This is a genomic window from Paenibacillus sp. MAH-35 (genome assembly GCF_058135425.1).
On record NZ_JBYUPU010000029.1, the window covers coordinates 71364 to 85410 of the forward strand.

The 14047-nt window shown below is 55.1% G+C and carries 12 protein-coding genes; 4 read left to right on the forward strand and 8 right to left on the reverse strand.

Annotated features, from left to right (window positions below):
• Positions 1 to 13 precede the first annotated feature (13 nt).
• A complete protein-coding gene (locus AC3Y2E_RS24550) occupies positions 14 to 298 on the reverse strand; it encodes a hypothetical protein (RefSeq protein WP_379215093.1) in 285 nt (94 codons plus the stop codon).
• 210 nt (positions 299 to 508) lie between these two features.
• On the opposite strand from AC3Y2E_RS24550, the gene AC3Y2E_RS24555 reads away from it, so the two are divergent.
• Both AC3Y2E_RS24555 and AC3Y2E_RS24560 read left to right on the forward strand, forming a co-directional pair.
• Complete coding sequence (locus AC3Y2E_RS24555) at positions 509 to 1711, forward strand: DegT/DnrJ/EryC1/StrS family aminotransferase (protein ID WP_379215095.1); 1203 nt, start codon at positions 509 to 511, stop codon at positions 1709 to 1711.
• Entirely contained in the window at positions 1704 to 3038 is a 1335-nt protein-coding gene (locus AC3Y2E_RS24560) for a neutral/alkaline non-lysosomal ceramidase N-terminal domain-containing protein (RefSeq protein ID WP_379215097.1), read from the forward strand. The genes AC3Y2E_RS24555 and AC3Y2E_RS24560 overlap by 8 nt, the downstream gene beginning before the upstream one ends.
• 62 nt (positions 3039 to 3100) lie before the next feature.
• Here AC3Y2E_RS24560 and AC3Y2E_RS24565 read toward each other — a convergent pair whose 3' ends face one another.
• From AC3Y2E_RS24565 to AC3Y2E_RS24585, 5 genes are all read right to left on the reverse strand, one after another.
• Positions 3101 to 4714, reverse strand: a complete 1614-nt coding sequence (locus AC3Y2E_RS24565) for a response regulator (protein WP_379215100.1) — start codon at positions 4712 to 4714, stop codon at positions 3101 to 3103.
• A complete protein-coding gene (locus AC3Y2E_RS24570) occupies positions 4707 to 6635 on the reverse strand; it encodes a cache domain-containing sensor histidine kinase (RefSeq protein WP_379215102.1) in 1929 nt (642 codons plus the stop codon). Before AC3Y2E_RS24570 ends, AC3Y2E_RS24565 begins: the two co-directional genes overlap by 8 nt.
• A gap of 31 nt (positions 6636 to 6666) precedes the next feature.
• On the reverse strand, positions 6667 to 7515 hold the full coding sequence (locus tag AC3Y2E_RS24575; RefSeq protein WP_379215104.1) for a carbohydrate ABC transporter permease: 849 nt from the start codon (positions 7513 to 7515) through the stop codon (positions 6667 to 6669).
• Entirely contained in the window at positions 7515 to 8408 is an 894-nt protein-coding gene (locus tag AC3Y2E_RS24580; RefSeq protein ID WP_379215107.1) for a carbohydrate ABC transporter permease, read from the reverse strand. The genes AC3Y2E_RS24575 and AC3Y2E_RS24580 overlap by 1 nt, the downstream gene beginning before the upstream one ends.
• Before the next feature lie 72 nt (positions 8409 to 8480).
• The gene (locus AC3Y2E_RS24585; protein WP_379215109.1) at positions 8481 to 9791 is read right to left on the reverse strand and encodes an ABC transporter substrate-binding protein; all 1311 of its coding nucleotides are present in this window, start codon (positions 9789 to 9791) and stop codon (positions 8481 to 8483) included.
• Between the two features lie 227 nt (positions 9792 to 10018).
• Between AC3Y2E_RS24585 and AC3Y2E_RS24590 the strand changes: the two genes are divergently transcribed.
• The gene (locus AC3Y2E_RS24590) at positions 10019 to 11026 is read left to right on the forward strand and encodes a Gfo/Idh/MocA family protein (RefSeq protein ID WP_379215111.1); all 1008 of its coding nucleotides are present in this window, start codon (positions 10019 to 10021) and stop codon (positions 11024 to 11026) included.
• A gap of 790 nt (positions 11027 to 11816) precedes the next feature.
• Here AC3Y2E_RS24590 and nadE read toward each other — a convergent pair.
• A complete protein-coding gene (gene nadE / locus AC3Y2E_RS24595) occupies positions 11817 to 12626 on the reverse strand; it encodes an NAD(+) synthase (RefSeq protein WP_379215113.1) in 810 nt (269 codons plus the stop codon).
• A 195-nt stretch (positions 12627 to 12821) separates the two neighbouring features.
• Complete coding sequence (pyrH, locus tag AC3Y2E_RS24600; RefSeq protein WP_379215115.1) at positions 12822 to 13559, reverse strand: UMP kinase; 738 nt, start codon at positions 13557 to 13559, stop codon at positions 12822 to 12824.
• Positions 13560 to 13621: 62 nt separating this feature from the next.
• Between pyrH and AC3Y2E_RS24605 the strand changes: the two genes are divergently transcribed.
• Positions 13622 to 14047 (forward strand): hypothetical protein (locus tag AC3Y2E_RS24605; RefSeq protein WP_379215117.1); only part of this gene is annotated, 426 nt, incomplete at its 3' end.

A 14047-nucleotide genomic window follows, 5' to 3' on the forward strand; every position in this document is an offset into this window, starting at 1 on the left:
AGGAAAGCAAGCGTCAGACACCCAAAATCAGATAGCCGACGGTCATATAAAGAATCAAAAATAAAAGCAGGGCGATATGCCCCAGAAGAGCCGTAACTTTGACAGCTGATTTCGGGCGGCCATACAAGCTCCATAATGAGAATCCGATTCCTGCAGGGCTTCCTGTAAAGATCATAACAAACCAGACCCCCTGCAAGCGATCCCCGGCTGCGAAAGGAAAAACGAAGCTGTAAATGGTAAACAAAGCGATCCCCAAAAACAATGTAAATGAAGCAATGCCTGCGATAGATTTCAGCATTCTGCCGCATCCTTATCTTTCAGAATAAGTTCACTATACATTTCATCACTTTTTCCAACTAGTACTAAGTTTTCATAGTACCTTCCACCCAGAAATCACGGTCATTCCGCCGGATCGTACCTTTTTCCAAACCGACCATACCTTTCTGCATTCACAGCGCCAAACCGCTGCATGTATGCTAGAAACAGACTTGGAAGGGGGAAGACAACCATGATGAAATCGGAATCATTAGCCATTCACGGCGGGCAGCCTGTACGAACGAAACCTTTCCCGGAATGGCCGATTTTTGATGAGACGGAAGAAAAACTGCTGCTGGAGGTGTTCCGCTCCGGCAAATGGGGTGGTACCGGGCGGATCAAGCTGCCGGCATTCGAGCAGCAATTCGCCGACCTGCATGGCGCGAAACATGCCGTTTCCGTCGTAAACGGAACTGTCGCGATTACGCTTGCGTTGCAAGCAGCAGGCATTCAGCCGGGCGATGAAGTGATTATGCCCTCCTATACGTTTATTGCAACAGCCACGGCTACGCTGCTCCTGGGGGCGATTCCGGTATTTGTCGATGTGGAGGAAGAGACGCTGCTGTTGAATCCGGAGCTGGTCGAGGAGGCTATCACCCCTAAAACCAAGGGGATCGTGGCGGTACATATCGCCGGGGCGCCTGCAAACATGACCCGGCTGCGGGAGATCGCGGACAAGCATGGCCTCGTTCTGATGGAAGACGCGGCACAGGCGGTCGGAGCCAGCTGGGAAGGCCGGGGCGTCGGCACGCTTGGCGACGTCGCGACCTTCAGCCTGCAGTCCAGCAAGAACATCAACGCCGGAGAAGGCGGCGTCATTTTGACCAACAGCGACCGCATCGCCGATATGGCTTGGTCGCTGAGCAACTGCGGACGCATCAAGAACGGAGCCTGGTACCAGCATGAGCATGTGGGCTGGAACTTCCGGATGACGGAGTTCCAAGCGGCGATCGGCCTCGGCCAGCTGTCCCGGCTTGGGCGGCAAAACGAGACGCGGGAACGCAACGCAGCCCGCCTTACCGAGCTGCTGTCCGCAATTCCGGGAATCGTCACCGTGAAGCGCGATCCAAGAATAACGACTCATGCGTATCACTTATATATGTTCAAGCTGGACCCGGCACTAGCTGTCCGGATCGAGAAGTCCGATTTTATGGAGAAACTGACGGCTGAGGGCGTTCATGCGAATCCGGGCTACATCCCGCTGCACCTGAACGAAGCGATCCTGGGGGATTCGGCCAAACGATCCGGAACGCACCGGACGTACAACTGTCCGGTAACAGAACGGATGTGCACGCGCGAGGTCATCTGGCTGCATCAGAACTTGCTGCTCGGAACGGAAGCGGACGTAGACGATATCGCCCGGGCTATTGCAAAGGTGGCAGACTCCTATGCTTAAAGGAGCAGACGGCATTGCTCTGAAGCTGGGGGCGGCCAAGCTCGATATCACACCCCGGCAGCCTATGCCGCTCGCGGGATTTTCCTCCCGCTCGGGGTCGTTCGAGCGTGTGGCTCAGCCTCTGTTCGCCCGGTTTTACTGGTTCGAGCAAGCGCGGCTCCCTTCTAACAATAGTAACGCGGCCGGTCCCGCCTCTTCCCGGCCGGTACTCCTCGTAACCGCAGACTTGATCTGCTGGGGCACGGACCGGATGCCGGGACTCAGACGCAAGCTGAAGGAGCGCTTCGGCTTGGAGGAACGCTCGATTATTATGCATGCTACGCATACTCATTCCGGTCCCCAAACTTCGGCGCAGCTGTCCAAGGTGATCGGCACGCCTTCGCCCGAATACTTGGATTGGCTGGAGGAGCAAGTGGTGGAAGGCGCCGCTCGGGCGGCAGCAGATGCGGAGACCGTCCAGGTTCGCCGCGGCGCGGGAACGTGCGGGATCAACGTGAACCGGCGCAAGCTGGTGGAAGGACTTGTGCGAGGTGAGCCGAACGAGCTCGGTCCCGTGGACCGGGATGTGACCGTGTTCGCATTCGCAAGAGAGGACGACTCTCTCAAAGGAGTGCTGACCCACTATAGCTGCCATCCTACAATCAGCAACCGCAACGAAGTATCCTCGGAGTTTTGCGGAGCGGCGATGGACCGGCTGGAAGCCGAGCTGGGCGGGGACGTGATTTGCGGGTATTTGCAAGGCTGCACGGGCGACGTGCGCCCCAATCTGGTTCAGGACGGCAAGTTCGTTTACGGCGGCGCGCCGGAAGTCAGACGGCTGGGCGATCAATTGTTCGACACGATCCAGACCGTACTCCAAGGCCCCATGCGCCGTTTACCCCTCTCCCTTGTCAGTATACGGCAGGCTGCGGTTCCGTTGAAGCTGCAGCCCCTGCCATCCGAGGACATGCTGCGCGGCTGGCTGCACCACGAAGATATTATGGGAGAATGGAGCGGAACTATGCTTCATAACCCGGACCGGTTTCGCAGTCCCGTGATGCTGGAGCTGACGTTCGTCCAGCTGGCCGAAGGGCTGAGTTTCCTGGCGATGAACGGGGAAGTCGTCATGGAGTACGGCTTGTTTGTCAAGGCCCATACCGCCGGGCAGGTGCTTCCCGTCGCTTACAGCAACGGGATGATCGGTTACGTCCCTACGGCGCGGCAAGTTCACGAAGGCGGCTACGAAGGGGCGACTTCATTCCGTTATTTCAATCTGCCGGGGCCGTTCGACCCTAGTATCGAGTCTGACATCCGGCAAGCTATAGCCGCATTGATCCGAAATCCGTAACCCCCGTCATTGTAATAAGACCTCCAACCTGCACCCTGACGGTGAGTCTGGAGGTCTTCTATTCAAACGGTTCCGAGCCCCATCGCATATTCTGCAGGCGTCGTGCCGGTAGCGGACTTGAATACCCGGCTGAAGTAAGCAGGGTCCGAATACCCTACCTTCTCCGCCACTTCATAGACGAGATGCTGGCGGGTGCGAAGCAGCTCTTTGGCCTTTTGGATCCGGTAAGCCGTTAAATACGTCATGAAGCTGACGCCCTTCTCCTTCTTGAACAGAAAGCTGAGGTAGTTCCGGGTCACATGAAGCTGCTTGGCGAGATCGGCAAAAGAGATGTTCTCCTGATAATGCTTTTCTACATACTCGCTGATTTTATGAATGTACCCATCCTGCCGAAACGCGTTGTATTGGTGCTGCATCGCAAGCAGCAGCTCGCGAAGCAATTCCCGGACTGCCGATAAAATCGTTCCGACGGCACGGGTGTGGTAAATGTCTTGTACGGTTACATGGAGATTGGCGGGCAGCGGGTGCTCCTCCGGCAGCAGCTCCAGCATCATCCGGCTGATCAGCGACACGCACAGATTTTGCACATAAAACAGGGGCGGCTCCGATTGCAGCACATCCGCCTCGATCAGGGACCACATCTGCATCGCTTCCTGCGATTCGTGGTTCCGGATGTAATCGACGAGCAGCTTCACTCTCTCCAGCGAATAGTCCGGCACGTAATTTTGCACACGCTTGAACTGCTCCGCCGTCCCGATTTTGTTGGAGCCTTCGTATTCGATCCATTTCAGACTTTCCAGCGAATCTTCATACGACAACGGGTAGTCGGATGCATGGCCGATCCAGCGTCCGATCCCCACGTTCAGGTCGATGCCAAGCTTGGATGTCACTTGCCGGATCAGTTCCTCCCCCAGCCGGCGGGCATCCGAGAGCGCTTGTGAACGATCCGCATTCGGCAGCAGCAGGATTAACCGGTCCTCTACATACCGTAGCGTATAGGCAAGTATGTTCAATTGCCCGCTAAGTTCTTCCATGATATTAACGGTGGAGTATTTGAACAGTTGCCAATCCTTCTCTGTAGCGGCACGCCCGTGAATCGGCCTGTACAGCGCGATGCTTAAGACGATGGCGCCGGTCAAGACCGCCCGGTCCAGTTCATAAAAGGCGAGGACGCCGGCATCGGGCTCCGTTCCGCTTCGCCCTCTCGTCACCAAGTCGAACAGGAATTGTTCGCGAAGAATCGGCACATTCCGCTTCATCTGCTCGACAAACTGGTCCATGTAGGCGCTTCGTTCCGAGTCGGCGTCAAGCTCGGCTACCGTTTCCTCCAGCGCTTCTTGTATCTCGGTGAATACAGCCGGCTTGAGCATATATTTCGCCACTTGCAGATGCAGGGCGCCTCGCGCGTATTCGAATTCATCGAACCCGCTCAGGATGAGAATCGGCACATCGGTGTCGATTTCCCTTATTTTCGAAGCGAGCTGAAGCCCGTTCATCTTGGGCATATATACGTCGGTCAGCACGAGATCCGGCCGCTCCTTCCGGTATAGCTCCCAGGCTTCCCATCCGTCCGAAGCGGTAAATACTTGACTGACGCTCAGCCGCTCCCACTGGATCATCACCTTTAACCCTTCCGTAACATGAAACTCATCGTCCACAATCAGTATTTTACGCATCAGGCGTCGTCCCTCCGGTCTTCACATACGGTGCGACATCCTCTTGCGAGGTCAGAACAGGAAGCGTCAGCTCGGCGCGCACCCCTGTCTCCCCCGCCTGCGAATCCGTCCGCTTCTCTTGGCACCTCTCGTCGCCCACTCCTGATTCCTCTTGCCCATAACCCCCGGAGTCACGGTTCTCGACTTCCACGCCATATTCGCGGCCGAAATACAGCTGGATGCGCTGCATGACGTTGCCGATGCCGTAACCGCTGTTCCCGTCCGCATCCGGCTTGCCGAGAGCCGCTTGCGGAACCAGGGCCGCCTCGTGCTGCATGCCTTTGCCGTTGTCTTCAATACGAATACGGAGGCTGCTGCGGCTGGAACCCTCTACCTCCCAAGCTTGAATCGTGATGGTCGGATGTACCGTGTCATGGCCGCCAAACCCGTGAATGATCGAGTTTTCAATAAAAGGCTGCAGGATCAGTTTCGGAACGAGATAACGCTGCAGATCCGGCGGCACATCAATCCGGTAAACGAATTTATCTTTAAACCGGGCTTGCTGAAGATCCATATACAAGATGCAATGCTCCAGCTCCTCGCGCAGCGGAATGAAGGTTCTCCCCTTGCTGAGACTAATCCGGAACAACTTGGCCAGCTTGGTCGACAGGACGCTGATTTCGCTTACGCCCCGGGTTGCGGCCATCCAATTGATCATATCGAGCGTATTGTACAGAAAATGCGGATTAATCTGCGACTGCAACGCGGCGAATTCGGCTTCCCGCTTGGCCCGGTGTTCTTCCTTCAATTGCTCGAGCAGGTCATGGAGCTGAACGTTGGTCCGGTTAAATGCCACCGAGAGCAGCTTGAACTCCAAAATGTGGTTGTTCTCTCCCATACGCACGTTGAAATTCCCTGTCTCCATCTGCTTAAAGCCGCTTAACAGCTCCGGGAGAGGACGAATGATCCGGCGCGATAAATAAAAAGCGACGGGAACGGACAGCAGCATCCCGAAAAGTCCTACGAGCAGCACCATGTTGCGGATCGTATACACCGGCCGGTACAGCACGGCGGTCGGGATCATCTCCACGACTCTCCACTGCGCATGATTCGGCCGGGAATACATCATCAGATACGCTTCGCCGTTCTGATTCACTTTGCGGTAGCCTTGATTCTGATCCGTCTGCAGGTTGGTGTACCAAGCCTGCTTGGCAGCCTCATGCTCCAATAAAGCAGGAGCGGTGTTCGATCCCGTACGGACCGAGATGAGTCGTCCTCCGCTATCCAGGATAAAACGTATGCTCTCTTGATTCATGTCATCCGTCTGGAATATTTTCGCCAGTGCTTTCTCAATCACGTTCACTTCCAGATAACCGGCCACGGCTCCATTGTACGAGTATACTTTGGACAAAAACGTAATGACCGGCTGCTGGTTGTATAGAGCGGTCGTATCCGGGTGCGAACCGATCCAGATCGAGTCCGCCGCCTCCAAGCGGATCATGTCCGGGTATACCGGCATGCGGTCCAGCGGCAGAACCCGGTCTTTCTCACTGTATGGAATATCGTTGTACATGCTGCTGTACACCACAATGCTGCTGATGAACGCTTTGGAGTACAGGAAGCTGTTGATGGTCGTATTCACGTTTTGCCGGCCGCGAATCGCTTCGAATACACCGGCGGATTTGCCCGATAACAGTTGGAGTAATTCCGGGTGGGTGGAGATCGCCAATCCGGTTTCTTCGATTTCCCGAAACTGGGCCGTGAGCTGCTTCTGAGCTTCATTTAATAGTTCCAGCCGAACTTGGCTTGTGTGCTCGGTAATGATCTTGGACACCCCGTAATAGGCGATAGCCAGCGTTAGCAGCAGCAGAATACCGGTAAACGCCAGGAAGACGAGCAAGAGCAGTGGGCGCAGCCGCCAATCTTTCATCCATGAACCCATCCTTGTCCCCCACCTTTACGGAGCTCCCGAATTAGCCTTTCAGTCCGGTAGTCGCGATTCCTTGAACCAAATACTTCTGACACGTCAGGAAGAAAACGAAGCTTGGTACTAAAGACAAAACCGACATGGCCAGCATGGGACCCCACTCGCTCTTGCCGCTGCCGTCGAGAAAGAGCCGGAGTCCAAGCGGCACCGTGTACTTGCTGACTGTATTAATATAGATCAATTGGCTGAAGAAATCATCCCAGGTCCAAATAAAGCTGAAGATCGCCGTCGTAATGATGGCAGGCACGCACAGCGGCATTACGATACGCCAGTAGATCTGGAACGTATTGCACCCGTCGACGATCGCAGCCTCGTCCAGCTCCTTCGGAATCCCCCGGATGAACTGCACCATCAGAAACACGAAGAACGGAGCCGCTCCGAGGAAATGCGGCACGGTTAACGGCAAGTACGTATTCACCCACTCCAGCTTGTGAAACAGCACATACTGCGGGATAAGCGTCACTTGACTAGGCAGCATCATCGTCATTAGCATAAGCGCGAACCATAACGATTTCAGGGTGAAGTTGAGACGCGCGAAGGCGAAGGCAACCAAGGAAGCGGACACGATATTGCCGACGACGACCAGGAACGAGATCGTAAACGAGTTGCGCAGGAAGATCCCGAAATCAAGCCGCGGTATAGCGTTCCATCCGAGCTTGTAATTGTCCCAGAACCACGTTTTCGGCAATAGGGAGACTGAGGAGAATATTTCCTCCGTCGGCTTAACCGAACCGAATACCATCCAGAAGACGGGGTACAGCATCAAGAGGCTCCCCACCGCGAGCAGGACATGCAATAAGATTCGGCTGGCCGGAAATACAGCTGCTTGTCTCATTATTTATCTCCCCCCGATTCGTAGTGAACCCATTTTTTTGAGGTTTTGAACAAAATAGCAGTGAAAATGCCGATAATGACAAGTAAAATCCAGGCAAGGGCGGACGCGTAGCCCATCTGAAAATATTTGAACCCTTTCTCATACAAATAGATTGCATAAAACAGCGTAGCGTCCATCGGACCGCCCTTCGTAACGATAAACCCTTGGGTGAACACCATAAATCCGCCGATTACCTGCATAACGAGATTAAAGAACATCACCGGCGACAGCATAGGCAAAGTGATGCGGAAAAATTGCTGTACCTTCCCCGCCCCGTCGATGGCCGAAGCTTCGTACAGATGTTCCGGGATTTGCTTCAAGCCCGCCAGGAAAATAACCATGGAGGAGCCGAACTGCCAAGTGGCCAGCGCGATTAACGTATAGATCGCGTAATCCGGGTTGCTGATCCAGATCGGCCCCTGCAGGCCGAACATGCTGAGCAGGACATTGACGACTCCCGTCTCTCCGAAAATTTGACGCCACATGATCGATACGGCCACGCTGCCGCCGATCAGCGAAGGCAAATAATAGAGACTGCGGTACAGGCCGATGCCGCGAATATTGCGGTTCAGCATCATCGCTACAAGCAGGGCGGCCAACAGCTTGAGCGGGACGGAGAGGACAACGAAATGAAACGTGACCTTCAGCGATTGCCAGAACCGCTCGTCGCCCGTAAAAATTTCTTTGAAATTTTGCATGCCGATCCATTCGGACGGCTGCAGCAGTTCAAAACGCGTGAAAGATAAGTAGAGTGAACTAATCATGGGCCATAACGTGAACAGGAACAGACCCACCAGCCATGGCAGCATGAACAGATAAGCGGTCGTGTTTTGTCGAAGCAGTTTACCTTGCATGGTACGAGCCTCCTTGATCTTGGTGATGAAAGGTACCGCGATAGCGATTCGCGGTACCTCCCGGGGAATGCTCTATTTCATTTTGTCCAGGATGGCGTTCGCTTTGTCCATAAACTCTTTGGCGCCCTGCTCCGGCGTTTTTTTGCCGAACTGGATCTCTTGCGATGTCGTGCCAAGCAGCTGCCTGACTTCGCCTGCGCCTTTCGGATCGATGACGTTGATCGGTTTCGCTATCTTGGTAACCTTGTCTACGAAGTCGAACTGCTTCTTATCGAGATCGTTCAATTGCGGTTTCAAAGCTTCGCGAATTTTGCCGGATACCGGGACGCCGCGGTTGGCGCCGAGAATTTTACCCGCTTCCGGATCGTTCAGCATGAAATCCATCAGCAGCGCAGCTTCCTTCGGATATTTGGTTTTGGCATAGATCGACCAGTACATGGAAGGCGAGACGAAGTCCGCATCCGTGCCTCCGCTTGCCTTAGGAATGAACGTCATTTCGAGCGGACGGTTGGCCAGCGTCGAGATGGAGCCGATCTGGTTCGAAGAGAGCAGGGCGAACGGCGTTTTGCCCGTTACGATCGGATATTTCTCCAGCGGCGCTCCGAAGTAGGACGCAGTCTGCTCCGGAGTCGAAGCCGCGCCTTCCTTCCTCAGCTTCTCCCAGTAGTTGAAAAACTCAGTCAGCGCTTCGGTCGTGAAGCCCAGCTTGCCGTCTTTGAAAAACTCCATCCCCTTCTGCCTGATGAAATATTGCAGCATTTCCGGGGAGCCGCTGTCGTTCGTGACGCCTATTACGTCTTTGCCAAGCTTCTCGGTGACTTGTTTCGCGGCGGCGGCCAGATCGTCCCAAGTCATGTGTTCGGGGAGCTTTACGCCAGCCTTAGCCAGCATAGCCGGATCGTAGACGTAAGATTGCGAGTTAATGCCGGCAGGGATCGCATACAGCTTGTTGTTCAGCTTGCCCGTACTAAGCGTGCTTTCATCGATATCACTCAGCTTGATGCCTGTTCCGTCCAGCGGCAGCAGCGCTTGCCGGTTCACATAATCGTTGATGTAAGCCGTCGACATCTGAATGACGTCCGGTGCCGACCCTCCGCCCACTTGCACGGACAGCTTGTCCCAGTAGCCGTCGAATCCGGAATATTCCGGGGTTACTTTAATCGTAGGATTTTTGTCTTCGAACAGCTTAATCGCTTTCATCGTCAAGTCGTGACGGTCCTGCGATCCCCACCAGAGCACGCGAAGCTCCACTTTGTCGGCGGATGCGTCCGGCGTCTTGCCGGAAGCGTTATTAGTATCGTTGGAGCAGCCGGTTAGTGCGACAGCCCCCATCAACAAGCTTAGTCCTGCGGTTGACAACAGACGGCCTGATCTTCTTTTCATGCGATGACTCCCCTTCTTATCTCGAGTTGTTGGAAGCTAAGGTGCCGGTTCCAATTACTCTCATCATAGCGGACCGCCGTTCGATCCTGAATGTAATAATGTAAGGTCCTGTTGCAGAAATGTATGCACTTTCACAAGTGGATTGCCAATACGGGAGCACACAAGGTATCATAACGGGGACAGCTGCAATAAATAAGATTAACGTTGTAGAGGAGAGAGGAACACAGATGTCCATCCGATTCGGAATTATAGGCTGCAGGCATGCTCACGTTACGATCTTTATCGAAGAAATGCTTGCGCTTGGCCACGTGTGCGCCGGCGTGTATGAGAAGGACGACCCTTCTTTGGCGGAGCAGCTCGCCCAGAAATACAACATCCCGCTGGTTCAGTCACGGGACGTTTTCCTGGACGATTCGGTGACGGTGATCGGATCTGCCGCGATCAACAGCGAGAAGATCGAGATTATCGAATGGTGCGAGCAGCATGGCAAGCATATCATGGTGGATAAGCCGGCCGTTACGGACCGGGACAAGCTGGACCGACTGGAAGCGGTCATCCGGCGCAGGCGCATTCAAGTCGGGATGCTGCTGACCGAGCGCTACCGTCCGGCCGTGTATACGCTCAAACGCGCAATTGAGGCAGGAGAGCTTGGGCAGATCGCAAGTATTATGATGCGCAAGCCGCATCGGCTTAATCCGGCTTCGCGGGCGGCCTGGCACTTCTCCAAGGAACAAAACGGCGGCATCGTCATCGACCTGTTCGTGCACGACTTCGACCTGCTGCGCTGGCTGACTGGCCAGGAGGCCGTGTCTGTAAAAACGGTCGTCGCCAAAAACGAGCTGCCGGAATATCCGGAATTCCTCGATACCGCTTCCGCCCAAGTCGTGATGAGCGGCGGGGCGATCGGGATGTTGTACTCGGATTGGCACACGCCGGACAAAAGCTGGACGTGGGGAGATTGCCGGATCTTCGTCAACGGGACAAGAGGGTTCGCCGAGCTGCGGCTGAGCGGAGATCCTTCCGTTTCGGGTGCGGACGAGCTGTACCTGCGCGTGACCGATTCGCAGCCGCTTGAGCAAGTGGAGCTCGTACAGCCCGATCAATCGTTGACGGCGGACTTCCTCTCCCGGATCCATGGGGAACGCGGTACGTTAACTCACGACGATGTTCTCGCCACCAGCAGACTGACGATCGAGGCGGATGCCGGGGCAGAAGTACTGGGAATGGGCAAGTGAGGCGGAATACGACATAACGAATCAGGTTATAAAATGTGTAACGAGTTACGTAGAGACGGAGCGGCTAAACGAGTCGCACGACCTGGTCAGGTTAACGAGTCGTACAAGCTGGCTAGCCTAAACCGTATGCTACGCCGGGACCCTTTGCATAAGGGCTCCCGGCTTTTTTTCGTTCACCAGCCAGGTCACTCGATTCCTTTGTTGCGCATTTGATGCAGGCAGTTATCCACAAAGTTATACACAACTTATCCACACAAAAAGACCACAGAAATGCTCCGTTCGCCCAGTTTTTGTTTCATCTAGGTGAAGGGATTACAAAACACCGGAAAGCTTTAGAACCGGAAGAGTCATTTCCTTTATTTCTGTTACATGGCGGAATCAACCCGGTTTACGGAAGTTTTAGTTCCGTTATTGTTCGATGCGAAGCCGAATTTGTCTATTTTCGCCGAAATAACGGAAATAATTGTTCCGGTAAATGACCCGTTACACCTATTTCCGGAAAATAGAGGAAGCCGGACTTCCTATAAACGGACGGGCAAACGTCACCAAGTGCAGCGAGCGGTCATCCCGCCCCTTAATGTCCAGCAAAACAAAAAGCACGGAAGGTCCGCAGACTCGTCCGTGCCTAGTGCTTTGTAATCTGTAATCTGTACTCTGTACTCTATACTCTGTACTCCGCGTCCCATGTCCCGCGCTGTGTACTCTGTGGCCCTGCACTCTGTACTCCTATAGCGCAGTACCACAAGCCGGAAGCTTCGCTCGTTACGAATGACAATCCGTGAGCGGACCGCTAAATTCCCGGGATAGGCGACCGCTTGTGCTCGGTCTTCAGATATTGTCTCTCCAGCTTTTCCCGGGCCGCCGGGTCGATCTCCTTGCCTTCCAGGTAATTGCTGTTATCCTCGTACGTGATGCCGAGCTCCTGCTCGTCGGTCTGGCCTTCCCACAAGCCGGCCGTAGGCGCTTTGTCCAAGATCGGCTGCGGAACGCCAAGGCGTACGGCCAGTTGACGGACCTGGCGCTTGTTCAGCGAGCTGAGCGGCGTAAGATCGACTGCGCCGTCGCCGTATTTGGTGAAAAATCCGGTAATCGCCTCCGAAGCATGGTCCGTGCCGACCACAAGCAGGTTCATATCAAAGGCCAGGGCGTACTGGACGACCATCCGCGTGCGGGCTTTCACGTTGCCTTTGCCGGCCCGGCTGATGTGCCGGTGAATGCCGAGGGACTTAAAGCCGTACTCGACCTCCAGCGCGATTTCGTCGACAGCCTGCTCGATGTTCGTCTCCACCTTGTGCGTCAGATTGAACGCTTCGGCCACCGAATAGCTGTCGGAGATGTCCGCCTGCTCACCATAAGGCTGGAACACGCCAAGCGTGATATACTCCCGGCCCTTCTCCTTCGTCAGCTCGTCCGTAGCCAGCTTGCACAACCCCGTTGCCACAGCGCTGTCGATGCCTCCGCTGATCGCGATCAGCAGGCCGGTCACCTTCGAATCCAGCACGTATTGCTTCAAAAAGTCGACCCGCTTGCGAATTTCCGCATCGGCATCGATATCCGGCTTGACCCCAAGCCGGGCGATAATATCCTGCTGCAGGCTCATCTTCCCCATCACCCTTCTATGTTCATCATGGAACGGGCGTTTTCTTGCCGCCCAACAAATCCAACGTTAGACTTCCTAACATCAGTATAGTTCACCATCACCAGATTTCAAGCGAATCGGAAAAAAAGTGCGGGGAGAGCTCCTTCCCCCCGCCTTCCTGTAAGCTTTGCTTTTGCCCTAGGCGCCCCCTCAGCGTTATGTAGCAAAGCGCACATCCGCCCCCGCCCGAACCACGGTGCCTTCGTCCGCCCCTTCGCAAATCCGTTTCATCGCACCCGCCCGGTCGAAGTTGAATACATGCAGCGGAATGCCGTAATCCCGCGCCAGAATAAAGGCCGACGAGTCCATGACCTTCAAATCCCGCCGGATCACTTCCTCGTAAGGCAGCGAAGCGAACAATCTCGCCTCCCGGTTGCGCTTCGGATCGCTGTCGTATACGCCGTCCACGCCCTGCTTGGCGACCAGGATCGCCTGTGCGTTCACTTCGAGCGCCCGCTGCACCGACGGGTAATCGGTCGTCACATACGGCTGGCCGTTGCCGCCCGCGAAGATGACGACATACCCTTTCTCCAGATGATGAATGGCGCGCAGCCGGATGTACGGCTCGGCTACCGCATTAACAGCGAGCGAAGACATGACCCGGACCTCCTTGCCAGTCTTCGACTTCAGGACGCCGCGCAGCATCAGGCTGTTGATCACGGTCGCGAGCGTCCCGATATTGTCCGCCTCCGCCCGCTCGATGCCCCACGCCTCCGCCATATTGCCGCGGAAAATATTGCCCCCACCGATTACCAGGCACACTTCGATGCCGAGCTGCGTTACCGCCAGCACTTCATCCGCGATATGCTCCAGCCTGCCGTGATCGAACCCCGTCGCCTCTTCGCCCGATATCGCCCCGCCGCTTAATTTGACCAACACTCTTCTGTACCTCATCCCTAGACACACCTCCGTGATTGGACAAAAAAATAACGCCAAAGCCGGAAGGCTTGGCGCTGTTGACCGAAATTGAAAATAAGGACTTGACCCACACACATGAACCGGAAAAAGGACGAAGCAGGAACCATGAAACGTCAGCGAGACCCATAGCGGCGGCGGCCTCGAAGTATGAAGCCACACCGGAGGACTCAGCCCGTCCACGGCCGGCCTTCGAAGCTTTCTCAGCTGAGAGCGCGCCGACAACGGCAAATGACGAACCGACGTTCCATCCGGCTATGCAGCTGCTTCCCGATCCGATCCGCATCATTCCCGTCGCCCCTTCCCGATTGTTCCTTCTTAGGATCATACCGGAACTTGCAGGTTGTTGCAACGGGGATTTTCCTGCTGCGAGGCGGACCGGAGTTTCGGCCATGAATAGACTCCGCCTTATTGAACGCCTTATCCTTGATCGGCAAACTAGGAAAGAAACAATAAATTTTATTTAT